This window comes from Candidatus Berkiella cookevillensis (assembly GCF_001431315.2).
GTDB classification, from domain to species: domain Bacteria; phylum Pseudomonadota; class Gammaproteobacteria; order Berkiellales; family Berkiellaceae; genus Berkiella_A; species Berkiella_A cookevillensis.
The window spans coordinates 1,656,768-1,683,716 of record NZ_LKHV02000001.1; the positions used below are offsets into that span (position 1 = coordinate 1,656,768).

28 protein-coding genes are annotated in these 26,949 nt (G+C 36.8%); 9 read left to right on the forward strand and 19 right to left on the reverse strand.

Translation table 11 applies throughout. The annotated features are described in order from the left end of the window. Window positions 1-63 precede the first annotated feature (63 nt). Window positions 64-462 carry a hypothetical protein gene (locus tag CC99x_RS07095; RefSeq protein ID WP_057624769.1) on the reverse strand — a complete coding sequence of 133 codons (399 nt, stop codon included), beginning with the start codon at window positions 460-462 and terminating at the stop codon, window positions 64-66. 403 nt (window positions 463-865) lie between these two features. Here CC99x_RS07095 and CC99x_RS07100 point away from each other — a divergent pair, with 403 nt between their 5' ends. Next, window positions 866-3,172, forward strand: coding sequence for a Tex family protein (locus CC99x_RS07100; protein WP_057624770.1), 2,307 nt, complete (start codon window positions 866-868; stop codon window positions 3,170-3,172). 46 nt (window positions 3,173-3,218) lie between these two features. On the opposite strand, the gene CC99x_RS07105 is transcribed toward CC99x_RS07100, so the two are convergent. From CC99x_RS07105 to CC99x_RS07125, 5 genes are all read right to left on the reverse strand, one after another. Next, window positions 3,219-5,597: a hypothetical protein gene (locus CC99x_RS07105; protein WP_057624771.1), complete on the reverse strand. Its 2,379-nt coding sequence runs from the start codon at window positions 5,595-5,597 to the stop codon at window positions 3,219-3,221. Window positions 5,598-5,764: 167 nt separating this feature from the next. Beyond that, window positions 5,765-6,943 (reverse strand): multidrug effflux MFS transporter, encoded by a 1,179-nt coding sequence (locus CC99x_RS07110; protein ID WP_083477360.1) that lies wholly within the window; start codon window positions 6,941-6,943, stop codon window positions 5,765-5,767. A 130-nt stretch (window positions 6,944-7,073) separates the two neighbouring features. Continuing rightward, a complete protein-coding gene (locus tag CC99x_RS07115; RefSeq protein WP_057624773.1) occupies window positions 7,074-7,346 on the reverse strand; it encodes a hypothetical protein in 273 nt (90 codons plus the stop codon). 163 nt (window positions 7,347-7,509) lie between these two features. Then, window positions 7,510-8,253 (reverse strand): hypothetical protein, encoded by a 744-nt coding sequence (locus CC99x_RS07120; protein ID WP_057624774.1) that lies wholly within the window; start codon window positions 8,251-8,253, stop codon window positions 7,510-7,512. 101 nt (window positions 8,254-8,354) lie between these two features. Further along, complete coding sequence (locus tag CC99x_RS07125) at window positions 8,355-8,549, reverse strand: hypothetical protein (RefSeq protein WP_057624775.1); 195 nt, start codon at window positions 8,547-8,549, stop codon at window positions 8,355-8,357. 274 nt (window positions 8,550-8,823) lie between these two features. Between CC99x_RS07125 and CC99x_RS07130 the strand changes: the two genes are divergently transcribed. After that, complete coding sequence (locus CC99x_RS07130) at window positions 8,824-9,525, forward strand: DUF547 domain-containing protein (protein ID WP_057624776.1); 702 nt, start codon at window positions 8,824-8,826, stop codon at window positions 9,523-9,525. Window positions 9,526-9,528: 3 nt separating this feature from the next. After that, window positions 9,529-10,167: a pyridoxamine 5'-phosphate oxidase gene (gene pdxH, locus CC99x_RS07135; protein ID WP_057624777.1), complete on the forward strand. Its 639-nt coding sequence runs from the start codon at window positions 9,529-9,531 to the stop codon at window positions 10,165-10,167. A gap of 76 nt (window positions 10,168-10,243) precedes the next feature. Here pdxH and CC99x_RS07140 read toward each other — a convergent pair whose 3' ends face one another. Further along, window positions 10,244-10,759 carry a hypothetical protein gene (locus CC99x_RS07140; RefSeq protein ID WP_057624778.1) on the reverse strand — a complete coding sequence of 172 codons (516 nt, stop codon included), beginning with the start codon at window positions 10,757-10,759 and terminating at the stop codon, window positions 10,244-10,246. A 183-nt stretch (window positions 10,760-10,942) separates the two neighbouring features. Further along, window positions 10,943-11,488 (reverse strand): putative ATP-dependent zinc protease, encoded by a 546-nt coding sequence (locus CC99x_RS07145; protein WP_077065438.1) that lies wholly within the window; start codon window positions 11,486-11,488, stop codon window positions 10,943-10,945. A gap of 209 nt (window positions 11,489-11,697) precedes the next feature. On the opposite strand from CC99x_RS07145, the gene CC99x_RS07150 reads away from it, so the two are divergent. Continuing rightward, window positions 11,698-12,948 carry a hypothetical protein gene (locus CC99x_RS07150; protein WP_057624779.1) on the forward strand — a complete coding sequence of 417 codons (1,251 nt, stop codon included), beginning with the start codon at window positions 11,698-11,700 and terminating at the stop codon, window positions 12,946-12,948. A 135-nt stretch (window positions 12,949-13,083) separates the two neighbouring features. Next, window positions 13,084-14,388 (forward strand): NAD(P)/FAD-dependent oxidoreductase, encoded by a 1,305-nt coding sequence (locus CC99x_RS07155; RefSeq protein WP_057624780.1) that lies wholly within the window; start codon window positions 13,084-13,086, stop codon window positions 14,386-14,388. Window positions 14,389-14,391: 3 nt separating this feature from the next. Here the strand turns inward: CC99x_RS07155 and CC99x_RS07160 are convergent, their stop codons facing one another. The 3 genes from CC99x_RS07160 to CC99x_RS07170 form a co-directional block, all read right to left on the reverse strand. Then, entirely contained in the window at window positions 14,392-16,110 is a 1,719-nt protein-coding gene (locus tag CC99x_RS07160; RefSeq protein ID WP_057624781.1) for a hypothetical protein, read from the reverse strand. Window positions 16,111-16,342: 232 nt separating this feature from the next. Then, complete coding sequence (locus tag CC99x_RS07165; RefSeq protein ID WP_057624782.1) at window positions 16,343-16,714, reverse strand: DUF488 domain-containing protein; 372 nt, start codon at window positions 16,712-16,714, stop codon at window positions 16,343-16,345. A 36-nt stretch (window positions 16,715-16,750) separates the two neighbouring features. Continuing rightward, window positions 16,751-17,158, reverse strand: a complete 408-nt coding sequence (locus CC99x_RS07170; protein WP_057624783.1) for an Rrf2 family transcriptional regulator — start codon at window positions 17,156-17,158, stop codon at window positions 16,751-16,753. Between the two features lie 196 nt (window positions 17,159-17,354). On the opposite strand from CC99x_RS07170, the gene hmpA reads away from it, so the two are divergent. Beyond that, on the forward strand, window positions 17,355-18,593 hold the full coding sequence (gene hmpA, locus CC99x_RS07175; RefSeq protein ID WP_057624784.1) for an NO-inducible flavohemoprotein: 1,239 nt from the start codon (window positions 17,355-17,357) through the stop codon (window positions 18,591-18,593). 196 nt (window positions 18,594-18,789) lie between these two features. Next, a complete protein-coding gene (locus tag CC99x_RS07180) occupies window positions 18,790-19,713 on the forward strand; it encodes a protein kinase domain-containing protein (RefSeq protein WP_057624785.1) in 924 nt (307 codons plus the stop codon). A 61-nt stretch (window positions 19,714-19,774) separates the two neighbouring features. Here the strand turns inward: CC99x_RS07180 and CC99x_RS07185 are convergent, their stop codons facing one another. After that, window positions 19,775-20,044 (reverse strand): TehB family protein, encoded by a 270-nt coding sequence (locus CC99x_RS07185; protein WP_057624786.1) that lies wholly within the window; start codon window positions 20,042-20,044, stop codon window positions 19,775-19,777. A gap of 417 nt (window positions 20,045-20,461) precedes the next feature. On the opposite strand from CC99x_RS07185, the gene CC99x_RS07190 reads away from it, so the two are divergent. Continuing rightward, entirely contained in the window at window positions 20,462-20,851 is a 390-nt protein-coding gene (locus CC99x_RS07190) for a group III truncated hemoglobin (RefSeq protein ID WP_057624787.1), read from the forward strand. A 37-nt stretch (window positions 20,852-20,888) separates the two neighbouring features. On the opposite strand, the gene CC99x_RS07195 is transcribed toward CC99x_RS07190, so the two are convergent. Both CC99x_RS07195 and CC99x_RS07200 read right to left on the reverse strand, forming a co-directional pair. Beyond that, window positions 20,889-21,527 (reverse strand): alanyl-tRNA editing protein, encoded by a 639-nt coding sequence (locus tag CC99x_RS07195; protein ID WP_057624788.1) that lies wholly within the window; start codon window positions 21,525-21,527, stop codon window positions 20,889-20,891. 14 nt (window positions 21,528-21,541) lie between these two features. Then, complete coding sequence (locus tag CC99x_RS07200; protein WP_057624789.1) at window positions 21,542-21,964, reverse strand: DUF2000 domain-containing protein; 423 nt, start codon at window positions 21,962-21,964, stop codon at window positions 21,542-21,544. Between the two features lie 96 nt (window positions 21,965-22,060). On the opposite strand from CC99x_RS07200, the gene CC99x_RS12985 reads away from it, so the two are divergent. Beyond that, window positions 22,061-22,624, forward strand: a complete 564-nt coding sequence (locus CC99x_RS12985; protein ID WP_057624790.1) for a helix-turn-helix domain-containing protein — start codon at window positions 22,061-22,063, stop codon at window positions 22,622-22,624. Window positions 22,625-22,720: 96 nt separating this feature from the next. Here the strand turns inward: CC99x_RS12985 and CC99x_RS07210 are convergent, their stop codons facing one another. From CC99x_RS07210 to CC99x_RS07230, 5 genes are all read right to left on the reverse strand, one after another. Beyond that, window positions 22,721-23,263 (reverse strand): hypothetical protein, encoded by a 543-nt coding sequence (locus CC99x_RS07210; RefSeq protein ID WP_141651909.1) that lies wholly within the window; start codon window positions 23,261-23,263, stop codon window positions 22,721-22,723. Window positions 23,264-23,558: 295 nt separating this feature from the next. Then, window positions 23,559-24,551, reverse strand: coding sequence for a phosphotransferase (locus CC99x_RS07215; RefSeq protein WP_057624792.1), 993 nt, complete (start codon window positions 24,549-24,551; stop codon window positions 23,559-23,561). A 126-nt stretch (window positions 24,552-24,677) separates the two neighbouring features. Next, on the reverse strand, window positions 24,678-25,403 hold the full coding sequence (locus CC99x_RS07220; protein WP_057624793.1) for a cyclase family protein: 726 nt from the start codon (window positions 25,401-25,403) through the stop codon (window positions 24,678-24,680). Next, window positions 25,400-25,816, reverse strand: a complete 417-nt coding sequence (locus CC99x_RS07225; RefSeq protein ID WP_057624794.1) for a GNAT family N-acetyltransferase — start codon at window positions 25,814-25,816, stop codon at window positions 25,400-25,402. The genes CC99x_RS07220 and CC99x_RS07225 overlap by 4 nt, the downstream gene beginning before the upstream one ends. Further along, the gene (locus CC99x_RS07230; RefSeq protein WP_077065439.1) at window positions 25,809-26,909 is read right to left on the reverse strand and encodes an aminoglycoside phosphotransferase family protein; all 1,101 of its coding nucleotides are present in this window, start codon (window positions 26,907-26,909) and stop codon (window positions 25,809-25,811) included. Before CC99x_RS07230 ends, CC99x_RS07225 begins: the two co-directional genes overlap by 8 nt. Between the last annotated feature and the right edge of the window lie 40 nt (window positions 26,910-26,949).

Sequence of the window (26,949 nt, forward strand, 5' to 3'; positions counted from 1 at the left end):
ATTTGTAGGAATAGCTCAGCTTCCAAAATAGGAAGAACTACCTACAGTTATTTCCTGAGGCTGTTATTTTCTGGGACTAGAACTGCGACTTCTTGAGCGCGAACGATTTGATTTATCACTCTCATGATCAGATTCTGAGTCTGAATCTGACAAAGAAGAAGAAGCTGAAGGCAGAACCTTTCCAGCGGTATCGTCAAGAGGCTTTACATCATCACTGAGCACTAAGGTTTGAGTTGTGGATTCTAACTTTGGGCTCTCACTCTTCTTGCTCAGATCTTTAGAAGCTGAACGGGCACGACATTGATTCATCATCAACAAAGTTGTTGCTGCTGTGACACCAAGCGTAATCCCTACTGCAGCTGTTCTACCCCAAGGGCCAAATGAGTCTGCATATTCTAATCCAGCTTCAACGCCCTCTTCTATGGCTGTCGTATTTAAAAGCCCATTTAATTGTTCCAACATAATCCGTATCCTTATCGTTATAATTAATTCAATCTCCGTGCAATGCTTATATATCCAATAAGCGCTAAAAATAATAACAGCTTAGATAAAGATAGCAACTAAACGCCCATATTTGAGAAAAAAGATAATTATTTCAAATAGTTAAAATAGAAAAATCTTTTACCTCCTAGTTAGTTAGAAAAATGGTATTTTATTAGTAACTTATCTTTATCTCGTATTTTGTATCGATTTTTGGAAGTAAATTGATTACTATTTCTTACCTTCAGTAGTATATTTTCAGCCTTATGGCTAAGTCTTACAGAGTCTTAATGAGAAAAGATTCTCTCGTCAGGTACATGATGATTGTGAGTGATAAGACTCACGTTATTTTTTAGTTAATAATCGATATAAGGTTTTGTTTCGTATGGATATCAATCAAACGATTGCTCAGGAACTTGGTGCACAACTTTGGCAAGTAGAAGCTACTGTCAATTTATTACAAGAAGGTATCACTGTACCGTTCATCGCCCGCTATCGAAAAGAAGTCACAGGTAGCTTAACCGACACCCAATTACGAACACTTGAAGAAAGACTTAATTATCTAACCGAACTGGAAGACAGACGAAAAACCATTCTCAGCAGTATCGAATCTCAAGGTAAACTCACACCTGAATTATCAGCAGCCATTATGGAAGCAGATAATAAAGCGCGATTAGAAGATTTATATTTACCCTACAAGCCTAAGCGCCGCACCAAAGCACAGATCGCAATTGAAGCCGGCTTAGAACCATTGGCAGATGCGCTACTCACAACACCAGAATTAGAACCAAAGCAAGAAGCAGAAAAATACTTAAATACAGAACACAGCATAAACAGCATAGAAGATGCACTCTTAGGTGCAAAGCATATTTTAACAGAGCGTTTCTCTGAGCATGCAGATCTGATTACCCAGATCCGTGAATACATATGGGCACAAAGTACCTTAAAGAGTGTGGTTGCTGAAGATAAAAAGCATGAAGCACTGAAGTTTCAAGATTATTTCGATTTCCAAGAGCCAATCCGAAAAATCCCTTCTCATCGTGCCTTAGCTCTATTACGTGGCCAAAAAGAAAATTTCTTGAGAATATCTTTAGAGCTTACAGAAGATGATTACAATTACATCAAAGGTTTAATTAACGAGTGCTTCTCAATCGCCATGCGAAATCGCCCAAGTGATGCTTGGTTACAAGAAGTGGTCGAGTGGTCTATTAAGATTAAAATTAAATTAAAAATTGATGTCGATTTGATCTTAAGATTAAGAGAAGCAGCAGAAGAAGACGCTATTCAAGTATTCAAGGATAATTTATCAAATCTGCTCATGGCATCCCCAGGTGGCCATAAAGTTGTATTAGGTCTTGATCCAGGTCTTCGAACAGGTGTTAAAGTCGTCGTGGTGGATGCTTTTGGAAAATTATTATTCCATACAGCTATTTATCCACATGCACCCAGAAATCAATGGGACGAGTCCATTCAAATTTTGGCAAAACTCTGTGAAACCTTTAAAATTGAATTAGTTAGCATTGGTAACGGTACCGCATCACGCGAAACCGATCGATTGGTTTTAGATTTAATGAAGCAACACCCTGCTTTAAATTTAACCAAAATTATTATTTCTGAAGCCGGTGCTTCTGTTTATTCAGCTTCAGAATTAGCTGCCAATGAATTTCCAGATTTAGATGTAAGCTATAGAGGTGCAGTTTCTATTGCTAGACGTTTACAAGATCCGCTTGCTGAACTTGTGAAAATTGATCCAAAATCTATCGGCGTAGGCCAATATCAGCATGATGTGAATCAAATCAAATTAGGACGCGTTCTAAACAATGTGGTTGAAGACTGCGTAAACTCAGTTGGTGCGGATGTGAACACCGCTTCTGTCCCCCTACTAAAAAGTATTGCAGGGCTGAATGAAACGGTAGCGCAAAATATTGTCAAATACAGAGAGGCCAATGGTCCCTTCAAAAACCGTGCTGAAATCAAAAAGGTCAGCCGTTTAGGCGAAAAAACCTATGAACAAGCGATCGGATTCTTACGCATTATCAACGGTACAGATCCACTCGATGCATCTGCGGTGCATCCAGAAGCCTATCCTATTGTTGAAAAAATTATAAAAAAGACAGGGCTGCCTATTCAAAGTTTAATGGGTAATGCCGCTGTCGTGCAGAAACTTGCAGCGCAAGACTTTGTCGACGATGGCTTTGGTGTGCCAACCATTAAAGATATTTTTGTAGAGCTTGTTAAGCCTGGTAGAGATCCAAGACCTGAATTTACCACCGCTCAATTTAAAGAAGGTGTTGAAACCTTAAACGATCTAAAGCCCAATATGGCATTAGAAGGCGTTGTTACGAATGTGACCAAATTTGGTGCTTTTGTGGATATTGGTGTTCACCAAGACGGTCTAGTGCATATTTCTGAACTGTCTGATCAATACGTTACCGATCCCAATCAAGTGGTCAAAGCAGGTCAAATTGTCAAAGTGAAAGTATTGGAAGTTGATTTGCAACGCAAACGCATTCAATTAACCATGAAAACAAAATCTACAGAAGGTGGAAAACAAGCAAGCAGCCAAAACACACATAATACGTTTCAATCAAACGGTTCGAAGCAAAAATATAATAATCAATCGAATAAATCCAAGGCACCTCAACAGCAATCAGCGCTCGCTGATGCATTGATGTCTGCATTGAAAAAATAGATTGCGCTACTGAACTGGATGCCCGCCGAGCGGGCATCATATATCTTTAACGACTACCTGGCTTTACTCTACGCGTCTCATCTTTATGTGCCGTCTTAAGCTCTTCAATCACAGGTCTATGTGTTGCACGTAGATCATGAAAAATTAAAGGTGCTCTATGTGTTTGCCCTGCCACTTCTACAGTAGAAGTTTCAGCAGATGGTTGTTTTTTCTCTTCTGCCTGTCCTTGCCTTTGTTCTGTCTTCTCTAAATCTTTTAACGCCTTAGCCTGCTTTTCTTGCGCTTTCTCTTGTTTCTTTTCCTCTTTGGCATGCCTTTTTTGATCTTTCTTATCTTGTATTTTATGAAGCTGCTCATTGAGTCTGACTTCTTTACGCATGTCCGGTGTCGTCACACGGACTGCTTTTTCATTGGCGCTGTGGGTTTTATCCATAGAGCGCTCATGCTGTGCCATCAATACAGCAGAATTTGTCACAGCGGCTGTGGTAAGCCCCGCACTAACCACACCTAAGCCTATACCAACCCCCACTGCAGCAGGCGCACCAGGTGAGAAGGCCACAGGCAAGACAATCGTCGATACACCTGTTACCAAAACATTTATAGCACTTAAACCAACATTCAATAGATCTCTTGGAACTGCTTTTTTTAGAAAATTACGCTCTTCTGCTTTTCGTAAAAATGTGTGGGCATCACTAAATTGATCTCGAAATTCTGCGCGCGCTTGTGATTTACTCTTTTTAGTTGCCATAATCTCAACGGCCTTTTCTTTGCCGTAATATTTTTCCATTAACTTTGTTTTTGCTTTCACCGCCATATTTTCAAAAGGACTTGTGATTTTATCTTTAATATGCGCCTCAACATGCTTTCCTACTTTTTCATATAGATACTTACCGGCTTTCCCGTCCATCATTGTGCGTGGTTGCATAAATTTAGTATTGGATACATTAGGCGATTCCACATTAATACCACCGGTTTGAATGTAATCAATCAAAGCTGCATTACGATGTTGGTTCAATAAGGTCACTGCTTCTGTCGGCAATTCTACTTTGGGGATCACTCGGTGCTGGGCAAGAAAGGCGCTTTGTTGTTCTTCTTTTTGATCGGATGCTTTAGCATCAGTTACAACAATGCCAAGCTGTTTAACTTTTTCTCCAAGCATCGAAATTTTGTCAAAACTTTCTTTAAAATCTGCACTATTGATTTGATTTTCTCTCATAAATGCAAGGATTCCCGTCGGTACAAGTTCATTTAGACTCTCTGGATTTTTTTTGATGTTATCCATCACTTCTCTTCGAAAAGCCTCCTGCTTTTCAGGCAGCAAATTATCATGTATTTTTTTCACCTCATAAAATATTTCTCTGGGCAAGGACAAATGCTGAGCCAAGGCTTGTGCTTGTTTGGCATCTATATTGGGGTTTGAGTCTTTAATATAATCAATCAGTGTTTTATCTAGCGCAGCGCGTTGAGTCTCAGAATGCGTATTAACAAAGTGATTGGCCATTTGAGCATAGACCTCTTTAAGATCATCACGACTCATCTTCGGTTTCTCTATCAATGCTAGCATCTTCTGTTTAGTATTAGGTGAGAGATCTTGAGCGTAAATATGTTCATGAGTGGCTTTAAAATGCTTAACCTTGCTTTTTAGATCAGAAGAAATGGGTAGTTTCGGGTATTCGTCTTTTGCTTGTTTATAATGCGATAGATCCGCATTGATATTACTTATTCTTTTTTGTATTTCTGGTGAAGCTTTTTCTGAAAGCTTTAATTCTGCGTTTATTGCTGTGAAATCAATAGCTGAAATCTCTCCTTTATGAAAATTTTCAATTTGTTCATTCACCGTTCTAATAAGCTTATTTTTTTGCTCTGTACTCAAATCAGGATTTTCAATAACATGTTGTCTTAATGCATAGAGTTGATAATAAATTTTTTCTGGCAAATCAATATAATTTCTTACAACATGCTTTTGCTCATCTGATAATTTTTTTGATTTATCTATTCTTTTAAATAATTTGTCTTGCGTAATTAATTGTTTGTTTAAATTATCTAATGATTTTTTATCTACTAATAAAATTCCCGTAGATCTGACTACGGCAGCAACCGAAGCTGCAAGCATAAAAGGAGGTGCAATGGTAGAAAGACCGGCAACAGTAACAACCATTGCAGCAACAGTGACAGGAACAGAAATTGCTATTAAAGTAAAGGGAAGAATTTTCTGCGCTGCCGTCATATTATTTGTGTTCATTTTATTTTTGATAAAATTGGTCACACCCATTGCGGTACTTGCAATGGCATTACCACCAACAGCAGCCAAATCTTTTAAACCATCAATGATTTTACGCTCAGCGATATTATCCCATGCAGAAGCAAGTAAAAGATTTGTCTTTTTAAATGAAGGGCCAGAGGACGCTTGTGTGTGTTTTGGCATACTATAATCAATCAATCGAGTGATGATTATATTGTAGCATTTAACAAAGTTTGTTAACTATATATATTTTTAATTGATTGATATCTATCAAAAATATACCGAGTCGATTCTCACGTTTACTCAATTTCTAAGCAGTGTTTAATGATTACTACCTGCATATACAAGCTTTAATTTTTTGACTGTTCTAAAGCAAGATTGAGAAAAATAATACTACCAGCAGCAATTAAACTAAGCGCAAAAGGCAAAACATTTGTTGGCGGTATATAAACAACACATGCCCCCAACATGCCTCCCAACATAAACTCTATGCACCCTAAAAGTGCTGCGGCTTTACCACTTTGTTCTTTAAAAGGTTTTAAAGCACCTGTACACGAAGGCCCTAATGCAAAAGCGCAACCAGCACTTGCGATCATGCCAGGAATAAGCAATGTTTCAATACACATACCAAGATAGTGTTGCATTATCCACACTAAAATACCTGCACTGACATATAATAACGCACCAATAGAAACACTTTTTTTAACCCCTAATTTTGCGATAAGAGAAGCAAAAATAAAAGCAGCTAACAAAAAAGCGCTGGCATTCACACTAAACAATATTGCAAAATAGGTTTCAGATAATTGCAAATGCTGCAAATAAATAACCGGCGATATTGAAAAATAACTGAACATGACAGTTTGTACCATTGCCGCACAAACAGCATAACGCCTAAAGCTGACATTTTTGAGGATATGCCAATAAGTTTTCAGAAAATTGCTAGGCTTGCTAACAGCGATTGTATGAGGTGGATATTCAATTCCAAAACCACACATTAAAGCAAGCATACCTAAAAAAGCGAGAAAATAAAAATCTGCACGCCACCCATAATGCAAGGCTAAAAACACCCCCAAGCTGGGTGCAATAATCGGCGCTAACGTACTCATGCTACGCAAATAGGTAAATGCTTTTATTGCATTATTACCTTCATATTTATCTCGTACCAAAGCCAATGCAATAACCATCGCACCGCATGCACCCAATGCCTCCAGACTTCTGCCAATCAAGATATGCAAATATTGATCAACACTTGCTGTTAATACAGAGCCAGCAATATAGAATAATATGCTTACAAACAAAGGAATACGACGCCCAAAACGATCGGTAATAGGCCCCACTATCAACTGTCCCAAGCCGAAACAGTACATATAGATGGTCATTGTCCATTGAATTTGTGGAAAATTTAAATCAAGCGCACGCATCATGATTTGCTGGGAAGGAATATACAAATCCAATGCCAAGCCCATGAGTAATACCATAGGTGTTAGCAAAGCAATGAAACGAAACATAGTGTTATTTGACGACGTCATGAGCGCTTATATGATAAAAGATACCACAGTAATCTTAACAATTGCTGTGGTCTTTTAATAGCTTTGTGAAAATTATGATGAATTCATGCGCCCATCGGTAACAAATAGTTTGTCAAGAAACTTTTTGTGATTAAAGAGACACGTTTGAAGTAGCAGCAGTCAGCGCATCCGTTATTGTAACGAAACCAAGTGGAATGTAAGCATAAACTTCACTGCCACAACTCATCTGGCATTCTGCCAACAGATCGGTGCCGATTTGCTTATAAGCTTCGCTTTCAATCCCAAATTCTGGTGCAAGCAACATAAATGCCCAAAAACCATTGATAGAAATTAAGCATTCCATTGAAACACTATACTCTCCACCTGATACTTTATCTAATTCTAAACTTGTTAATGATCGCATATTGCGCCCCTCTTAATTGCTGTAGGTGATGCCGAATACTATAGGAGATAGCAACAAAGTGGAATCATTAAGTGCTGTTGATTAGCTTATTTAAGAAAGAAGATCCAGGTAGAGTAGTCGATCATCGAGTTTTGAAGATCGACTATATACTCAATTTTGTATCTTAAAAGTTGGCTGGTTTCTCTATATGAGTAGAAGTAGTTTCCGCAAAATTAGAAGATGCAACAACCTGCTGTTGTTGTTCGCTTTCTTCTGACAAGGATGAATCTACCTCTAATTTAGCAATTGGTTCAAATAATTGTCTCGCTTGTTCTTTAGGATAAACAATCACTAAGGGTTTTGCATGCCCCATAGAATCTAGATCGCGCATGACAACATATACAGAAGAGCCATCGCTCAACTCAGCAATTGAATTCAAGGCTTCTGCTAATTTTAAATTTTGTTCTTGTTTTAACGCTTTTGCACCCTTTTTAAATTGAAAAGGATTAAGAGAAGCAATATATTGCAGACCATCGGCCAAACGTGTCCCATCGATCAGATTCCATACTGTATTTTTCAAAGCAGCCATTACGACTGTTAATGTAGAAAGAATATTAACGTACCATATTTTATTGTAGGTTTTGTATAAACCTTCTGCCGTTTCTTTTAACTGATCTACACCATAATCAAATGCTTGATCTATAAAAGAAGGTGGTTCTACAACAGGTAGTGGCTCCGGAAAATAAGAATCTTTTACTTGCTGATAAAGACCAGGAAGATAATAAGCTACAGTGGCAGTGCCTGCTAACACTAGAACATGCCCCACCTTCAGTGAATATACAGGCGTGCTTAAAAGATTAGAAACGGTGCGTTTTACTGTATCTGCTACAGTAGTGAATGCGTTTGTAATGCCTGAATACCATGCCATGTTAACCAAAACCTTATTGCTCTATGAAGTATTGGTTCGAAAACTAACACAATGTTTTTCTTACATCAAAACAACACCGACCAAAGGCTTGATATTTAGGCTTAATGGATCTGCTGTGAGGGACTCGGCAAGGCTAATAAGATAAGTTTGTGTAAGATGCTTTGCCCAGAACTTGCCTGCACAAACTCTGGCTCAACCATCACGCTTTGCTTTTTTAATTTGTCTAACTTGACGCGAATTTGATTATCTTCAAACACTTCTTCTCGTTCTAGTTCAACTGTTTTATGTTTTGTCATCATCAACCTTTTTGTTTTATTGAAGCTACAAATGGAACAGCGCCATATCACGCCTCTTATGATGTTTATAATGGGGACATAATATAATGTTTCAAGCCCCTATACTCGTTTAATCATATCTAGTTATTTAACTATTAAGAATATCTTTGAATCCTAAGCCCTAAATTTTATACACTAAGTAATATAATATTTTTAAAATTGTTTGTTTTATTACTTAGAAGACCTTATGAACTGTAAACTTATATCACACATTAGCTTCCTCTGCTTCTCTTTAATGCTTTCATTTTCCGCCTATAGCAAAGAACCCAATTGGGAAACTTATGAGCAACTCTTGCAAAAATATGTAAGCGTAAAACCCATGGAAGGCGGAACCATCCACTGGGTCAACTATAGTAAAATGAAAGAAGATCCTCTGTTTTTAGAAGCAGTGAAACTCATTGAAAGCTACCCCACAGCAGAACTCTCCAATCAAAAAGAAAAATTAAGCTTTTATATTAATGCCTATAATATTCTTGCAATGAAAATGGTCGTTGATAAATGGCCTTTAAAAAGCATCAAAAATGCAGGGGGATTCTTTACGGCAGTATGGCACAAAAAAGTAGGAACGATTGATAATCAAACAGTATCTTTACACTACTTGCAAAATATTATCCTGCGCAAAATGAATGAGCCGCGTATTCATTTTGCAGTCAATTGTGCAACCATTAGTGCTGCTAATCTAAGACTAGAAGCTTATACTGCAGAAAAACTAGAACAACAACTAAACGAACAAACTCGTTTATTTTTAAAAGATTCTTACAAAGGCGTGCAGAAGAAAAATAATCAATACCATGTCTCAAAGATTTTTAAATGGTTCAAAGAAGATTTTCAATCCACAGGCAATATAGCAGCTTACATCAACCAATATTATCCTATTGATAAAGACCAAACCATTCTCGCTGATATCGACTACAATTGGCAATTAAATGGTGAATAATACATGACAAATTTAAATGATTTTGGCAATGAATATAATTACCCGCCTCTAGATGTGCCTCATCTTTTAGAGGAGCCTTTTGCACAATTTGAATCATGGTTACTTCATGCGATTCAAAACCAAGAAATTGAACCCAACGCAATGACCCTCGCAACGGTAAACAAGCAATATCAAGTTTCTGCACGGATGATGCTTTTAAAGTATTTTGATAAAAATGGCTTTGTATTTTTTTCAAATTATTTGAGTCGTAAAGCAGCTGCGCTAGAAGAAACTAAACAATCTGCACTGGTATTTTGGTGGGCAAAATCGGCAAGACAAATTAGAATCGAAGGCAATGTTGAAAAATTAGATGAGAAACATTCAGATCAATATTTTGCCAAGCGCTCCAAATCTTCTCAATGTGCTGCGCTGGCTTCACAACAAAGCGAAATCTTAGCCAATAAAGAGATTCTTCTCTCTCGCTACCAACAGCTGAAAGAAGAATCAAAAAATAAATCACTGAGCAGACCTCCACATTGGGGTGGATACCTCTTAAAACCGAATTTATTTGAATTTTGGCAAGGCAGGCCACATCGCTTACACGATCGTTTTGTTTATCAACGCCAAGAAGAAAAATGGATTATTAACAGACTCTCACCCTAGGCGGCACTACTTTTTGCACAATACCCTGCCGCCGTCTGCGACAGGGGGCATTTATCAATCTCTCACTTAAAAAAAATCAATCACATTTCTTTCGGTTGGCTGTATCTTGCCGTTCATCTTCTCCAAAAGTGAGACTTGGAATAGTTGGAATACATGTAACAGAAGAGCAAGCCGCAGATAAATTTAGATTTCGAAACTGTGTTAATAAATTATTACCCATTCTTCCTGTCATATCAGAGACAACGCTTGTAGCGTCTCCTACAAACTTTCCTAGATCATTACTTATCTCTGTGAAGAATGTGGAAAAACTGTCTGTCCAAGAATCAGGATCTGATGCTTCAACATCTGTATGCGCTATCTCAAGCTGCTTAGCTGGCGCTCGAGGTTTTATATCATATTGGTACTCTACATCTGGTCCCAATAGATGGGTATTTAAATGGGTAATACTTTCATTATTTTCCAAGGCTGTATTAATTGCCTCTACAGCATCTTTGCTTTCGCAATAAAATGAAAGCGTAATCTGAGCAATAGGCTTATTAAGCAAGGCTGCCAATCGTGTAGCAAGCGCTGGAGAAATTGTATTCCAACGCAAGGTTAAGTTAAGGTATCAAGCTGAGCATCTGCGTCTTTAAGCTGAGCCTCTAAAAAAATAATATCTCCTGAATCACAATCCTTATTCCCTTTCTCAATGCTAATGCTCCCGCTCATGTCTTACTCCCTTTTTGTTCACGTGAAAAACATACAATAGAGGATCTAAATGATTATTTAAAGCCTGTTATCCTGCTTCTATTTTTCTTTGTTCTGGCGCTGATATTATCTGCCCAACATCTATAGTGAAAGCCAATTTTGGATCTACAATGCCATCAAAAGCTTCTATTGCTTCTCTGCCCAATAATAAGGGATAAAGAAAGTGTTCACGGTTTGTTAAGTTAACTCGAATATCACGCTTTTCTTCGCCAACTTGAATGGGCATCATGACTACAAGCCGTTCAGCTAAACGTTTCTTGTTACTTTTACTTTTTTCTGTCCGCATTTTTATTCGAACATTACCAATATATTTCTGCTTTAGCTCAACGCTTCCACCATTGCCGTCCAATACTCGAAACAACAAATAAGGGATCCCATCCTCTTCAACTTCTCGTATATCCGTCGCATCTAAGGAGGCTGATTTTGCGCCGGTATCAAGCTTTGCAGTTAGTAATATGCCTGCATCAGATACCCTTACTTTTTCAATATAGCCATACACCTTTTTTTCAACACCAGCCATTGAATGGGTTGATACCACGAACAACACAGATAATAGAATTAAGAAAGCTTTCACGTGACGACTTTATTAAGCTCTGCAACAAAAATACAGGCTTAATCCTAACAGTTTTTCCGGCAAATTGTGAAGCTTGATTACAGGACAGCCACAATAAAACGAATAGTTTGGTAGATTGACAACTAATATAGAGTTCTATACATTTGGCGCTTAATTCTTAAAACAAAATAACTGCAAGGAAGCCTGTTTATTATAGGAGACAGGTTAAAATGACCACCTCAGGACCACTTCCCCAACCCCTCACTCCACCTAAAAAGCCAGCTTTTAAACTTGGTTTGCATTTAAGCCCACAAAGCCACAAAGTTGCAACACGTCTTCCCAAACACACAGCAATCAATGATTTGTGGGAACTAAACATAAATAATTTAGGTAATGAAATAACACAGTGTATTTCTATGCTATTCTCACATATTGTAGAAAGAGGTGAGCCTCGCGAAGAGATTGATACTTTTCATCATAGCACTGCCGCAACAGCACTGTGGGAAGCCCATCATGGCAAAAAAATTAAAGGCAAAGACCATGCCATAAAAGCAGGTGGGCTTTTTAATAAAGTACGCAATCTTCTATCAACAATTAAGAGCACGCTAAAATACGCAAGCCTAGATGAAGAGCAAGAAGAAATACTGCTTAATTTTCAAGCAATATTAATCGGGCACCATAATAATTTAGTCGTTGCCTTACAAAAGCAACCACAAGCTAAAAAAGACCATCTTGAACAAAACGCTAACATTAAAGTGGACGAATTAAAAAAAATAGGCTTAACAACAGCTCAGCAAACCCGCATTCGCACAGTGTTACCCGCATCTCCGATAAAAACAACTCAAGAGAAGTGCCAACAAGCTACGCCTAAAAAGCGCTCCCGCTCTGATAAACTTAGTATCCTTGCACTACAAAGCGATCGACCTCTGACAAAAGAAGATTTTGACAATTTTCTTAGCACCAGTGTAGAAACAACGACTCCAGAAGTATCTAATGATGCACCGAATGTTGAAGCCGGCATAGCTTTGCCAATGCCTTCTCCAATACCTTTTCTAATACCTCGTCAAATAATGATGAAAGCTAAGACAGCGGTCAGCACATTAGCAACAACACACAAAAGGCTACTTTTTGCTGATACGAGCATAAAAGAAACAACCGATGCTAAAAAAGACACGTCAATCTCTATTTCTGATACAGTAGAACCAGCAAAAGATTTAGTGGATAAATCTTTTTCAATCCATGCTGAGCTAATGAAAAAAGGAAAATTGGTAACGATGAGCACGGAGCCAGTATCAGATGATGCTGACACGGTATTGCTTGGAACAGTTCAATCAACGGTGTTAACAGGCTATAAATCTCACAAAGAGCAACATCAAAAGCTTCTTACTAAGCCAATAGACTTGAGTATTCCAGAAGATGCTGAAAATCTTGCACATCAAAAAACACCTGCTAAAACAAAGCTTAGCAAAACCACCAAATAAGTTTTCAAGTTAACTCATTCCTATTGCTCTTTTAATGTATTTTTTTAAAAGAGCAATAGCGCTCTTCTGGTTTTTAAGAATGCTTTAGGTTACATTGTCAAATACCTGAGGTAACAATATATATCCTTAAAAACTATGCAAAAAAATTTTGATGTTGTGATCGTAGGCGCTGGATTTGCAGGTCTTTCTGCAGCAAAAGCACTCACCTCCTCCAGTTTATCTGTCTGCCTCATTGATAAAACAAACCACCATTTATTTCAACCACTTTTATATCAAGTAGCAACCGCTGCGCTCTCTCCAGCCAATATTGCCTATCCAATCCGAGAAGTTTTTAAAAAAAATCCATCTATTTCTACACTTATGGCCGAAGTTGTTAAAATTAATTTTTCAGATAAAAACATAGAACTTAACAACGCTCAAATTATTCATTATACCTATTTGATACTTTGCCCAGGCTCTATGCATCATTATTTTGATCATCCAGAATGGGAAGCTTTTGCGCCAGGTCTAAAAACACTATCTGATGCCTTGACAATTCGCGACCACACTTTAGCTGCTTTTGAAAATGCAGAAAAAGAAACAAATCCTGAAACACTAAGCGCACTTTTGAATTTCGTCATTGTTGGTGGAGGACCGACAGGTGTAGAAATGGCAGGAAGTATTGCAGAAATAGCACATCAAAGCTTAAACCAAAATTTTCGACAGATTAACCCCATCAATAGCCAAATATATCTTATTGAAGCCGGCGCACAGTTATTAGCAGGATATCCTGCGACCGCTGCAGAACAGACTAAACAAGACTTAGAAAAATTGCATGTCACCATAAAATTAAACCATAGAGTCACAAATATTAATGAAAAAGGTGTCTTTTTAGAAAGCACTTCTGCTACAGAAACAACAACACTATTTATTCCATCGCATAATATTGTTTGGGCAGCAGGAAACCAAGTCTCTCCACTCATCAAAGCACTTAATGTAAAAGCAGATCGTTCTGGGCGTGTTTATGTGAATCCTGATTTATCTATTCCCGAGCATCCCAATGTATTTGTATTGGGAGATTGTGCGCATTTTCCAGACGCGGTAACGGGAAAGCCTCTACCAGCAGTTGCCCCCACAGCAAAACAAATGGGGCAATTTGTAGGAAATTTAATTAAAAATGAAGTAAAACAATCCACACCAAGAGGAATATTTAAATATCAAGACTGGGGCATGATGGCCACAATTGGAAAATATAAAGCAATTGTATTGTCTGGGCCAATAAAATGTAGTGGATTAATGGCTTGGATTATGTGGGGTATTGTTCATATCTTCTTTCTTATTTCATTTAGAATGAAGGTGATTGTCTTTTTTGAATGGATGTACTATTTCTTTAGAGGTCAAAGAAATAGCCGGCTTATTGTTCCCCGCAAAGAGAAACATAAGCCAGACCTAAAAGAATAATATCTAATGCTTATATTTTTTTAGGGGTTTGCTGCATAACAAATCTTCTTTCTTGGCAGCAACAACACCTTCTGTACCATGCACTGCATTCTGCTGCTTATGCACACGCAGCTGTGGCACAAAATTTCTGCTACATCCCAAGTCCTCTATTGATATATCAAAAGACTTAGCAGTTTGCTGTGCAGACGTTTTTTTATTCTCAGCACCGTACATACTTCCTAAAAATAATGTAGTCGCAGCAACCACACAAGCCACTAACAATAAGCCTGCAACAGCCGGATTCATGATAGTAAAAAATTGTGGTATCACACTGCTTGCCAATAATAACAAAGCTGAGAGTCCAGCTATTCCACCCATGATTTTTAATAAAAAACTATTATCTGCTGTTTGTAATTCAGGTTTTGCGCCTGCACCATCTTGTTTAGGCTGCTGCGATTGAGGTGTGGGTGGTGCCACAACCACTGGCGGTGTCTCCGTAATAGGCGTTGTGACTTCTACGTCATCCGTTAAATCAGCAGGAGCACTCGTTGTTACGTGCTTTTTCTTTATACTCTGCTTCTTTTTAGAAACGATAGATGGAGGAGACCCCACAACAGAAGCTTTTTTGACCGTCTGAACAGCTGGTTTCTTAGGCGTTACAGTACTCGGTTTAATCACTTTAGGCTGGCTTGGCTCAACTGCCGGTAAAATATTTTTATTATATTGTTCTTTAGTAAGACCATTCATCATCAAATATTCTTCTTCAGAGAAATCTGCCAGATCTTTTTTATGATGTGCAGCAAAGGTCCCATGTTCTCGTAATATTTGCGCTAAGTTTGCTCTCGCCTCTTTTTGCTGGACAGCGACAATATAACGTGTACGCTGCGGTTCATATTCACGCATCATCTCTTTAGAGGCAGCATCATTGGGTAGTAATGCATTCCAGTGATTGCCCATTTTTTCCACATGAAAAACTAAAGCAGTTTCAGGATGCTTTCCGGCCTCTTCAGATGTTTTAAAGGCATCGATCACATTAATATGATGTCCTGCTTCATTACGTTTTTTATCATAAAAACGAATGACATGGTGCAATAATTGGCTAAGCACTTTCATTTCAAAGTGTCCTGCCTCAATGGTAGGCGAAGCAATACCATTCTCGCCGTACAGATAATAATTCAGTCCAACTGTTTCACCATTGTGATTAAAAAACCACTTTCTGAGAGCATCTTGCCGTTGCTTTGTATTCAAGCGATTATTTTGCATTAGCTCTTTCACTTTCGCTTGAATTTCAAGCATACCATCAAAGTGGAAACTTACTTGAACCTCATCGCGTGTTGACAGTGTAATACATTGATTAATGGCATCATGTAGTTCTAACTTCACTTGTTCAAGAATGGCAGGATCGTTTTGAATTTTATCTGTTACCAATGCACGCAAACCTTGGGCAAGCATCTGTTGAGCGGCTACCCAATCAAGCCCCTCTTTATCATCACTCAAATCATGAATGAACTTATCTAAAGCGCTCTTAATTGAAGCTTTTGTATAAGGTTCTCCCAAAGTCGCTTTAAGATCAATGGTATTCACACCCTCACTTGTATGGCTTAATAACCTACCAATATTTTGTCTAAAATCTTGGTTATTTAATAATTGTTCTAAATTGCCTTCTCTATAGCTTTTTATTAGCCAGATGGACTCTGTATTATATAAACAATTACCATCACCCAAAGCTTGAAATGTTAACATCTACTACCTCGTTGCCTGTATTTAAGCGCGAAACTGTCTCAAAAGCGTGTATTATCCAATTTATTAAGTAATGCATTCAGTGCATATACTCATTATTAATAAAAAGTAGGGATATTTAATACTCTTTAAACTTTTATAAACGGTAATATTTTACCGACAAAACCAATTTGGCAAGCTAACACCATTGAGGAATGATGTCAATTTAATTAGTCTTTTTTGCATCTTAATTTGGTCATAATTCTTCACTTTCATAATTATCTAGTTTTTTTTGCATATATTTCTGCAAAATAAGTGCATGACTATACTTGACCTCTTTAGCGGCAAAAACCAATGTTATGATTTTTCTGTTAGATTGGAAAAGCGCTTGAAATAAATCTTTTTTTTTATTCAGCTCTTTTGTATAGTTTTTTTTGAATTCAGCCCATTTTTCAGGATCATGTCCATACCATATTCGCAAGTCAGGACTGGGCGCAATATCTTTCAACCATAAATCAATTTTAGCGGATTCTTTTTTAACGCCACGAGGCCATAATCTATCAACCAAAATCCTAAAACCATCTGATTTCTCAGGCAACTCATATATCCTTTTAAGCTTAATAAGCATCTTTATCCCTATTCAAGTTGCAAATCTATTAAAAACTTATTTCCAATTTTTTATCGCATCTGCTAGCGTGTAATGATTTAACGATTTTATGAATGATTCATTTGCTTCGTAAAGATAGTGCTTGAGTTGGCAGAAATTCGTTATTTTACAAGTATTGCTATCTTTATTAAAACACTCCACAAGATGCATTGTAGGCTCTAATTCTTTTATTAAATCTCCTATTTTTAACTTAAATGAATAAGGTGTAATCTTTATACCGCCGCCCTTTCCTTTGCTGCTCGTTATATAGCCCAACTGCGATAATCGATGCACAACTTTAACAATATGATTATGAGAAACACCATAATACTCAGATATTTCTTTTACTGTACAAAGTTTGTCTGAGTGAAAAGCTAAATACATGAGACTTCTCAAACCATAGTCTACAAAATTTGTTAACTGCATATTATAAGACCTTGAAACTAAGTTAAATATTAGAAGCTGTCTCAAAAATACCATTTTTCGTTGCTCCTTCGCTGCAGATCCTTTTACGCTACTCAAAGAATCTGCGCCTTGGCTGAAAGAAAAATTACTATTTTTGAGACAACTTCTAGTATATTATTAATATGTATAATACATACATATTAAGGAAAGCAAAACAATGTTAGATGAATATACTATTAGAATTATTAAATCAACAGTTCCAATCCTAGAAAAGCACGCCGAACAACTCACCTACCATTTTTATAAAAGAATGTTCTCCCATAATCCAGAAGTAATCCCTTTGTTTAATTCAGCCCATCAATCAACCGGACATCAACAAAAAGCATTGGCCGGCGCAATTTGTTCTTATGCAGCTAACATAGATAATTTGGAGGCTCTCGGAAGCTCTATCGAACTCATTGCACAAAAACATGCTTCATTACAGATTAAACCAAAGCATTACCCTATCGTAGGACAGAATCTACTTGCCTCAATCCAAGAAATATTAGGTAATGGCGCAACAGACGAAGTGATCCAAGCATGGGCACAGGCGTATGATTTCTTGGCGAACATTCTTATTGGGCGCGAGACACAGATCTATAAGCAACATGCAACAACCACAGGAGGTTGGCAAGGTTTCAAAGCCATGCGTGTCATAAAAAAAGAAATCGAAAGCAGCATTATCACATCTTTCTATTTGGCATCTCTAGATGGTAAAAAACCACCTCAATTCAAACCTGGTCAATATATAACAGTACGTGTACCAACCCCCGATGAAACAACAACCATGAGAAATTATAGTCTCTCCAATCAGCCAGGTGAAGACTGGTTGCGCATCAGTGTAAAACGCGAACAAGGTTATAAGGCCAATATTCCAGATGGTTATGTTTCTAATTATTTGCATGATAACATTGATATAGGTTCAATCTTAGAAATAGCGCCACCTTGTGGAGAGTTTTTTCTGGACATAACAGAAAAACATGAACGCCCACTTGTGCTTTTATCCGCTGGTGTGGGTATCACTCCCATACTCAGTATTTTACTCAGTGCTGTTACTGTTATGTCAAATCGTGAGATTATTTTTATCCACGGTAGTTTGAATGAAAACGTGCATGCTTTCAAAAACAACACTAATAGTTTAGCAAAAAAACATCACAACTTGAAAGTTTACTACCGTTACAGCGATCCTGAAAAGCCTGAAAATCTGCGTAAAGGCATGGATAGTACAGGGTTGATTGATGCTCAGTTCATTGAAAGCTTAGTATCACAAAGAGACTGTGATTATTACTTTTGTGGCCCTCACCCCTTTATGATAAACATATATCATGAGTTGCTTGCCTGGGGGATCCCACCCGCACAAGTGCATTTTGAATTTTTTGGCCCCAACCAAGAATTAGAAAAAAAACAACTTCAATAAAATCTCGCCCCACCCGATCCAAGGAAGGATATATACTGATGTATGAATATATCAGATAAAAGGCCATAAAAAATGGATATATCGAATTGTAAAATATTTTCAAAAATATAAAATGTTTATCAGTTTAGCTTATAAACAATATACCGTCTTTCAACTTTATTAACAGAGCATCACCAAGCAATAAGGAGAAACTAATATGTCTTTAACGTTCTCCCTCATTGACAACAAAGCAAAATCTCGTTTCGATGGTAAAAATATCCAAAATACTAAAAACGATCAATTAAGAAATATATCAGAAACAGAAAATATCTCTCTAAATTGCACTGTTCCTTGTTCGGCAAACAATACAGCATCCTATTCCATCGATAGAAAGACACACACACTTAAAAGTGGCACAGAAGGTTCTGTCAGAGTAGCAAAAAATCTAAATACAAATACTTTTTGTCTTGTTAAAATAAAATCTTCCTATAATATTTCAGAACTATTCTCTGCTTCACGAAGAGAATATAAACTTGCCAAAGAATATTCTGATGCATACATGCTTGCTTACCAAGAGGTGCAGTCAAAAGAACAGGGAAAGGCATATTTATTTATGAATGAAATATCAGGACGAACAATAGAAGAGTTTAATGCAGAAGGGCTTTCTGCCATTGAATGTCTACGTATTATTCATAATTTATTACTTGAGTTATCTGTCTTAGGCCAGAAAAATATTAATCATAATGACATTAATGATAGCAACATCATAATAGACGATAATTTTGACATCTACTTTATTGATTTTGGTCGATCAACAAAAAATACAATGAATGGGCTGATTTATGGCTATGACTTTGATGCCATTTGCGAAATCATTATTGATGATCTCAATCTTATTCGATACGATCGAGAGCTAGAAACACTTTTACGTACAAAATTAGATACTGCAAAAGACGCTAGTGACAATTTTAACTATATAGACATCAATGATCTTATACTTGAAGTAGAAAATAGGATCCACAATTCAAAAGATCAGAAAATACCTCTCAAAAAAAGAAACCAAACAGAATTTTTCTCTTCCTCCACATCGCCAATCGATGATCATATCTTTTTAACATCAGCAAAGAAAGCACGATATTGATAACATGAGCAGAAGACTCTAGCCCAACATAGATATTTTCTTTACTTATTAGTTCATGATCTTATTTGTAAAATTCAACAAAAAACTCCACAGGTTCTGTGAGCGAAACATGATGAATAACTTCAGGCTCAATAACACCATCCTTACCTGGCTCCAACAAATATGTTTCATTAGTTCCTATGATATAGTCCAATTTCCCCTGCATAATTTTAATTAACCCCCATACGTTTTTCTTAGTACTATGATTCTTTAATAATCCTGGTGGCACACTTTCATGAGTAAAGGTTGGCGTACGTTTATAAAACATGAGGTCATTAGGAAGTATCTTCATTTATATCCTTTAATTTTATTTGAATAGCTTCAATAATATGTATACCAAACGCATATTACTGCGTCAAGCTTAGACATTAGTCTTATTTTTTAGGGGCTGTCTCAAAAAATAAGCATTAGTGCATATTAGTCAGATAAATAATGTTTATTTAATTTTTTATTGATCTCTGGCAATATTAGATAAAAATATGTATTATAAATACATATTTTTTAGAACGTGGTTCACGGGTAGGCTGATTACACTACTATTGATTGAAACATTCTATCTATCACCTATTCTTGATGTCAAAACAGATCGTATAATTTCTAACAGCATTGCTCATCCCAATATATTTCATTGCTTATATATTGGTACTAATATGCTAAAAATAATTATTGCTTTAACGGGAGCCTTTTGGCTCATGAATGAGAGAGCTAAATGAAGGAAAATATAATCACTGAAAAGAATATACGCAAGCTTGTAGACGATTTTTATAGCAAAGTACGTGCAGATAAAGCGCTTGGCTCCATTTTTATTAAAGCAATTGGAAATGATCTCAATGAATGGGAACCACATCTTCAAAAATTATGTGATTTTTGGTCTTCCATTATGCTAGGAAGCAAACGCTATCACGGCAGTCCTTTTCAAAAACATCTAATGCTTCCTGCCTTTGATAAAGCCTTATTTGAGCGTTGGCTGATGTTATTTGAAGAAACAACCCAAGAGATCTACACCGAAGAAATAGTCAATCAATACAAAGAAAAAAGCACACGCATTGCAAAAAGCCTTCAATTAGGGCTCTATCAAATTCCTAGAGATGCTATTTAACTTATACTATAGCTAAATCAATAAGGATTTTGAATGCTTAAGAATCTTTTAATCTAATTTCAATCCGTTCTTTTCCGCTCCCAATATTCACTCTTTTAAGAATAACATACCCAACCTCACCCGTAGATCGGACATGCGTACCCCCACAAGATACCTTAGAAAAACCCTCAATTTCCCAAAAACGGCGTTGTTTTTCAATATCAGAAATGCCAGTTATAATTGACAAATCTTGCTTAATAATCTCATTATATTGCACTAATAATTCTTCAAAAAGATGAGAAATATTTTTATCATACACAAAATCTATTCTCGCTTTAGCTTCTGCGATATGTGCGCCAATCTTTTTAAGATTCAGTTTTCTTTTTACTAACTCAAGAATAAGCTCAGCAGCAAAATGTAAGCGCATTAATCTATATCGGCGCTCCCAATTAATTTCCATGATAACCTCATCTCCCACAGCCAATCCATGCGCCGCTGAAAGACGATAATAAATCAAGTTACCTACTTTTTCTGAATCGATAATAGGAAGACCATGAATAGTGGCCTCATCACTTTCTTGTCCACCAGAAAATGAAAAAGCTATTGTTTCTTCCAATAAAATACGATCGAAATTAACCTCAGACACTCTCGTTATTAGTGTTTTTTTATAAGGTTCATCCCAAAATATCTTTTGCATATTTTAACTCTTTCTTATTTCCAAAGAGAAAATTTTTGGGTAAGCTCAGTTAGCTTATCCCAGTCGCCAAACAACACAATACCAAAGTAAATGAGATCTTCCTCTTTCACTTGCTTAGTACACTCTATCTGCTCTTGATATGTTCCAACAGTCATCGTATCGGTAAAATCATTAAAATTGATATTATAATTCATAGCTTCATGACGCAATTTTTTAATTTTATTTGAGCTCTCAGAGAGAATAATAAAAGGGATCTCAGAAATATGAGGGTGAACGTTTCCATCGGCATCTTTATAGGATGTTAAGCGTAAAAAATCCTTTCCTATCGCTGAGCCCAAACCAATGCACATATGCGCCAAGGCATTCATCAACTTACCAGGCTCTATCTTTTTATTTAGAACAGCCACCAATTTATTTGGGAATTGATTTTCTACCATATAGCCTCTTCACAGTTTGTGCGTTATAGCGCATAATAGGACTATGCTAACATCGTGCGCTATAACGCACAAGCCCTTCTAGATAAAAGGCATTTTGTGAAAGACATTAATAATCGTATATCTCAGACTCTAAAATCATTACGCAATGAGCGCAATTGGAGCCTAGACAAGGCTGCGGAGAAAACCGGCGTGAGCAAAGCAATGCTTGGACAGATTGAACGTGGAGAATCCAGCCCCACTATTGCCACCCTCTGGAAAATAGCGAGTGGCTTTCAAACTTCTTTCTCTTCTTTTATTGAAGATTGCCCCCCTCATATTCAAGAACCGATTCATCGTGCAGGCGTAGCACAGCATCTTCATCCCTCAGATAAAAAAATCCGAGTGATGCCACTCTTCCCTTTTGATAAGCAATTAAATTTTGAGCTTTTCGTTATTGAATTATTAGCAAGTTGTGAGCATTTATCTCCGCCACACGCAACTGGCGTTATTGAACATGTCATTGTCATTCAGGGAACAATTGAAGTCTTTGTAAACAATGTTTGGCATCCCTTAAACAAAGGGGAAGGTTTCCGATTTAATGCCAACCAAGTTCATGGCTATCGTAATATGGGCAAAAAAACAGCTTGTATTCATGATATTATTCATTATCCAAATAGTTAAGCCATATCATTCATTGCAGAAACAGAATTAGTTCATCCATAATTATTATGCAAGCATTAATTATGGATGAATTTTTCAAGAAATACTGATCAATTTTTAGGAAACTTGTATGCCAATCATTGCAACAGCATAAGGATTTTGGCTAACAACGCCATGGCCTATAATCCCTACACCAAAATGTTTCACTGGTGTCCAAAACAACTGCGCTTCGACAGGGATTCCAACCCCCTCTTCAGTTTCCGAAGAATAACGATAATAATAACGGCCATATTCTCTTTCTTTTATTTCGGTCTTATAGTAAGAAATGCCTACTGCCCCTGACCAATACCAATTTGAATGTCTCTTTTTATAACCTAGTAGAAGACCAACATCGCCATTTGAGGTATGATCATTATCTGTTCGACCTGTGCCAGTACTTTCAAGCGTAACAAATAGATTGTTCGTAATCATGCCATTGAAACTTAACTGAGCTGCAAATCCGAAGTTATCTAATGTATCGCCCTGAGCAAATGTTGTACCTTTACCCATTCCTAAATTCACCCACCAACGGTGAGAAACATCACACGGCTCAGATTCAACCGCATTTGCAAGACAGGATTTAAAAATACTAATTAATAGAATAGATTTGAGCAGCTTCATGTTTTTATTCTTCTCTATAATAATTGCTTGAATAGGGGGTTTAAGATCATACCTAACACAAAAGTGGAGCAACTCTATATTAATCAATGACATGGTTCAAGTGTATCTACGCTGGTTTGAGGAACCATCAAAAGCTTTATGTTAAAGTTTTTTAATGAAATGGCACTGCTAAAGCAAAGAATGGCAATGTTGGAAATTCGGATTTTTAGGAAAATGGATGATAGCAAATCCAGGCAATTTCTCTAATTTTAATGACTTAAGAATTTTACAGCAAAAGTACAAGAAGTTTTTCTCTCTATTGCCTAAGCGCAATTTCAACCACTCCTCTTGGTGCAAACATATCCATAAAGTGCTGGTACATAATTTCTCGATTTTCACCACCAGAGGAAGATAATAACAACTGTTGAACATATTCAGAAATATCTTCAATAATTCGCTCATAACGATAATAAGCTAAAATGTTTTTATCCACTAGGGTGTTACCATAGCCTTGATAAAACAATGCTTCTTCATGAGGCTGATTCCACACATTACCCACACCACCACCGATAAACATCAAATCTCGCTCTTTGGGCGCCATAATAGGTTCATCCCAATCAACGATATAGATTCTGTCATGACCATCTACAAGTACATTCCCACCGTGAATATCTGAATGACACAGACTATATTGAGGATTAGAACTTGGGATTATATTTGCAAGATTTTCTGCGGCTTTGACTAAATGCAAAATAATTTTCTGCTCTTGCCTCATGAAAGCAAATAGTTTTTCAGCAATCTCATCTGTGATTTTTAGTGCATTGAATTGCTCATAAAATGCACACACACTTTGCCGAAATTTAAGAGAATAATTTTCTTTGCGCAACCGCGCTTGCATTCCAGTCGGCACTTTAAGACCATGAATTTGCTGTAAGGCTTTACCAAGTAGAATCCATTGCTGATCAGAAAGCGAATGAGAAAAAGCATCCTGTGCGTCAATAAATGGATATACAACTAGGTGAAAATCCCCTATTGACACCATCACTTGCTGTTGATTAGTTTTAATGGGAGATATGATCTGTCTGATCCCTGCTTGCGCTAATAACTCAATGATAGCAAGATTAATTTCATTGTAGTGACCATGCCTTAATTTTACGAAATAAGACTGAGCACGTGCATCTACCTTAAAAACACAAGCATTGGTATCTGCACCTCTGTGCAAGGCTAAAATCTCTATAATATCAAGATCATAATGCGCTTTTAGACAATTCTCAATCTGCTGTTCATTCAGAAATTCTCTTCCTCTCATATTTTAATATCCCTTACTTTCTCAATTTTTCCCATCAATAAGCAAGTACATCCATGTCTTATGCCATATTAGCCAATCATGGCGGGAGCTAGACGTCGCATTAAAAAAACACAATTTATCCATTTTTTACTTTTTTAAAATTAACCCAACCATTCTTACTGGCGCTTCAGTTCCACCTTTAATTTTCATCGGCAATGCCAAACTATAGCTTCCAACAGGCGGTAAGCTTCCTGCATTAGCTATATTTTCAACAATATATTTATTAGCGCCCAAAACAGCTTTATGTACAGGATAGCCATTTTCTGGGCTATCTGGCGATAATGTATCAATACCGAGACCAACAATATTTCGTTCAGCCAATAAGAAGTCAGCCGCTTCTAATGATATACTTGGAAAAAGCAGGTTATTTCTGTATTTTTCTGGTTGTTTCCAATACTTATCCCATCCAGTCCAAAAGATTACAAAGCTTTTCTTGGCAATCAGTCCATGCTTATCTTCAAAATTTTTAACATCCTGAAGGGATACAACATAACTTTCATGCGATTTTTCGGAAACATTAATCACCACACATGGAGCAAGCAATTCATTTACATCTAAATCAGCAATGCTTTTTCCTTCTGTAAAGCAATGTGCCGGCGCATCAATATGAGTACCTATTCCCTCATGCATTTGAATTTTGTGGGTGCGAAACTGATATGTACTGTTTGGCTCATAATCATGATGAATCTGATGCTTAAAACCACAATCACCATCCCAAGAAGGAATTCCTTCACTTAAAGAATGCGTTAAATCTACTAACTTAAATGGAATTTTATCTAAATTGATTTTTGAATTTAATTCAACATTTTTCATAAATTACTCTTCTTGAGGATCATTAGTTGAATAATTTCATTGTATTGCTCAGATTTTTCGATGCTAAATTGCCTAAACCCTACTTTTTCATAAGCTTTAATTGCTCTTAGGTTTTCAATATTTGGATCTATTACAACAACCTTAAAATTAGGATAGATTATTTGCGTCAGAAAAGAGTGCAAAATTTTTGCGCCACATCCTTTCCCTAAATAACTTTCATCACCAATAAATAAATCAACACCTGCTATCTCAGATGGAGAAAATTGACTAAATAATTCATGGTTATAATCTATGATTCCTTCTGGTAAAAAATCACTCAAAGCATAATATTGAATAAATCCAATTTGATGGTGCTCTGCATGCACGATAAAACTCGGTACAAGATCTTTATTTTTGATCCTAGCGCTATACATTTAATTCAATGTCCTTTTTTGAAAAATCTAATCCTTTAGCATACCATTTTTTAACATGCGGGACTTGAAACCAAGTATGCAAAATTTCCAAATCTTTTATAGTAAGTGCTTCAAATCTAAGTTCAAGTGGTTTGGCAGGCAGATTTGCACATTGTGGAGATTGGGTTACAATCAAATTGCGATCGAGAGAAGTATCAATCTGAGTTTTCCTCGTCCCCCAAACAGAAATTTTCTTATCAAAAATTTCTGTTAACTGTTGAAAATAGGATACATCCCCATTATCTTCCAAAGCCCATGCCCATGCCAGTACCGCCTGCACAAAGCACCAATTCCAGATCCTGTGCTCAGAAATCTCAAGTATTTTAGCAAAGTGATGAATGCGATGTTCTATAATCTTTAGTGCATTATCTAATTCTAGCAATTTTGGCATAGGATTGCGGATGAATGCTGCAACTTCATAAGCTGGTTCACCAATTACACCTTTAGGATCAATTACAACCCAATCATCGCCCTGTTGCAAAATATTATCATGATGCAAATCGCCATGCAGCAAAACAGAAGCGCTAGAGGTCTCAAGTAAAGTATCGCGTAATTTCCTTGCTTTATTTAAATAGTAATCAGGTATGCTAGAATCTTTATTCAGCACCATCAGCCAATCTTTAATATGAGGGAATATCTTTAGAAAAGGAGGTGCTGCTTGATGTAATTTCTTTAAGCACCCACCCATAATATGAATGGCATCATATTCTTTCTCTGGAAAATAAGTTTTCAAAGAAGCCCCTGAAATAGCCCGTTCAAGCAGGAGCATCCCTTCCTTTTCTGCAAGTACAGTTACCGCACCAAACCCTGAAAAAGCTTTTAATGCTGCTGCTTCTCGTTTGAATCCATCATTACCAAGACCCAATTTTAGGATGATAGCTTGTTTGTCTTGAAAGCCTGAGAGCACATGATTGTAAGACAAATTATTAACTGGCTTTAAATCTGACAATCCATATTCTGCTTTAATTTGAGCAATCAAATGAGGCAAATCCACTAAAAATTGCTTACCCTTTTGCCCATACATATTTATGATATTTTTTTCTAGTTCTTTCATATCATTATTTGTTTTTTCTCAAATCTTTAGTTATCCATGA

Excerpts from the sequence above, each read along its gene's own strand:
- CC99x_RS07095 (WP_057624769.1), bottom strand. The coding sequence starts at position 462 with ATGTTGGAACAATTAAATGGGCTTTTAAATACGACAGCCATAGAAGAG.
- CC99x_RS07100 (WP_057624770.1), top strand. The coding sequence starts at position 866 with ATGGATATCAATCAAACGATTGCTCAGGAACTTGGTGCACAACTTTGG.
- CC99x_RS07105 (WP_057624771.1), bottom strand. The coding sequence starts at position 5,597 with ATGCCAAAACACACACAAGCGTCCTCTGGCCCTTCATTTAAAAAGACA.
- CC99x_RS07110 (WP_083477360.1), bottom strand. The coding sequence starts at position 6,943 with ATGACGTCGTCAAATAACACTATGTTTCGTTTCATTGCTTTGCTAACA.
- CC99x_RS07115 (WP_057624773.1), bottom strand. The coding sequence starts at position 7,346 with ATGCGATCATTAACAAGTTTAGAATTAGATAAAGTATCAGGTGGAGAG.
- CC99x_RS07120 (WP_057624774.1), bottom strand. The coding sequence starts at position 8,253 with ATGGCATGGTATTCAGGCATTACAAACGCATTCACTACTGTAGCAGAT.
- CC99x_RS07125 (WP_057624775.1), bottom strand. The coding sequence starts at position 8,549 with ATGACAAAACATAAAACAGTTGAACTAGAACGAGAAGAAGTGTTTGAA.
- CC99x_RS07130 (WP_057624776.1), top strand. The coding sequence starts at position 8,824 with ATGCTTTCATTTTCCGCCTATAGCAAAGAACCCAATTGGGAAACTTAT.
- pdxH (WP_057624777.1), top strand. The coding sequence starts at position 9,529 with ATGACAAATTTAAATGATTTTGGCAATGAATATAATTACCCGCCTCTA.
- CC99x_RS07150 (WP_057624779.1), top strand. The coding sequence starts at position 11,698 with ATGACCACCTCAGGACCACTTCCCCAACCCCTCACTCCACCTAAAAAG.
- CC99x_RS07155 (WP_057624780.1), top strand. The coding sequence starts at position 13,084 with ATGCAAAAAAATTTTGATGTTGTGATCGTAGGCGCTGGATTTGCAGGT.
- CC99x_RS07160 (WP_057624781.1), bottom strand. The coding sequence starts at position 16,110 with ATGTTAACATTTCAAGCTTTGGGTGATGGTAATTGTTTATATAATACA.
- CC99x_RS07165 (WP_057624782.1), bottom strand. The coding sequence starts at position 16,714 with ATGCTTATTAAGCTTAAAAGGATATATGAGTTGCCTGAGAAATCAGAT.
- CC99x_RS07170 (WP_057624783.1), bottom strand. The coding sequence starts at position 17,158 with ATGCAGTTAACAAATTTTGTAGACTATGGTTTGAGAAGTCTCATGTAT.
- hmpA (WP_057624784.1), top strand. The coding sequence starts at position 17,355 with ATGTTAGATGAATATACTATTAGAATTATTAAATCAACAGTTCCAATC.
- CC99x_RS07180 (WP_057624785.1), top strand. The coding sequence starts at position 18,790 with ATGTCTTTAACGTTCTCCCTCATTGACAACAAAGCAAAATCTCGTTTC.
- CC99x_RS07185 (WP_057624786.1), bottom strand. The coding sequence starts at position 20,044 with ATGAAGATACTTCCTAATGACCTCATGTTTTATAAACGTACGCCAACC.
- CC99x_RS07190 (WP_057624787.1), top strand. The coding sequence starts at position 20,462 with ATGAAGGAAAATATAATCACTGAAAAGAATATACGCAAGCTTGTAGAC.
- CC99x_RS07195 (WP_057624788.1), bottom strand. The coding sequence starts at position 21,527 with ATGCAAAAGATATTTTGGGATGAACCTTATAAAAAAACACTAATAACG.
- CC99x_RS07200 (WP_057624789.1), bottom strand. The coding sequence starts at position 21,964 with ATGGTAGAAAATCAATTCCCAAATAAATTGGTGGCTGTTCTAAATAAA.
- CC99x_RS07210 (WP_141651909.1), bottom strand. The coding sequence starts at position 23,263 with ATGAAGCTGCTCAAATCTATTCTATTAATTAGTATTTTTAAATCCTGT.
- CC99x_RS07215 (WP_057624792.1), bottom strand. The coding sequence starts at position 24,551 with ATGAGAGGAAGAGAATTTCTGAATGAACAGCAGATTGAGAATTGTCTA.
- CC99x_RS07220 (WP_057624793.1), bottom strand. The coding sequence starts at position 25,403 with ATGAAAAATGTTGAATTAAATTCAAAAATCAATTTAGATAAAATTCCA.
- CC99x_RS07225 (WP_057624794.1), bottom strand. The coding sequence starts at position 25,816 with ATGTATAGCGCTAGGATCAAAAATAAAGATCTTGTACCGAGTTTTATC.
- CC99x_RS07230 (WP_077065439.1), bottom strand. The coding sequence starts at position 26,909 with ATGAAAGAACTAGAAAAAAATATCATAAATATGTATGGGCAAAAGGGT.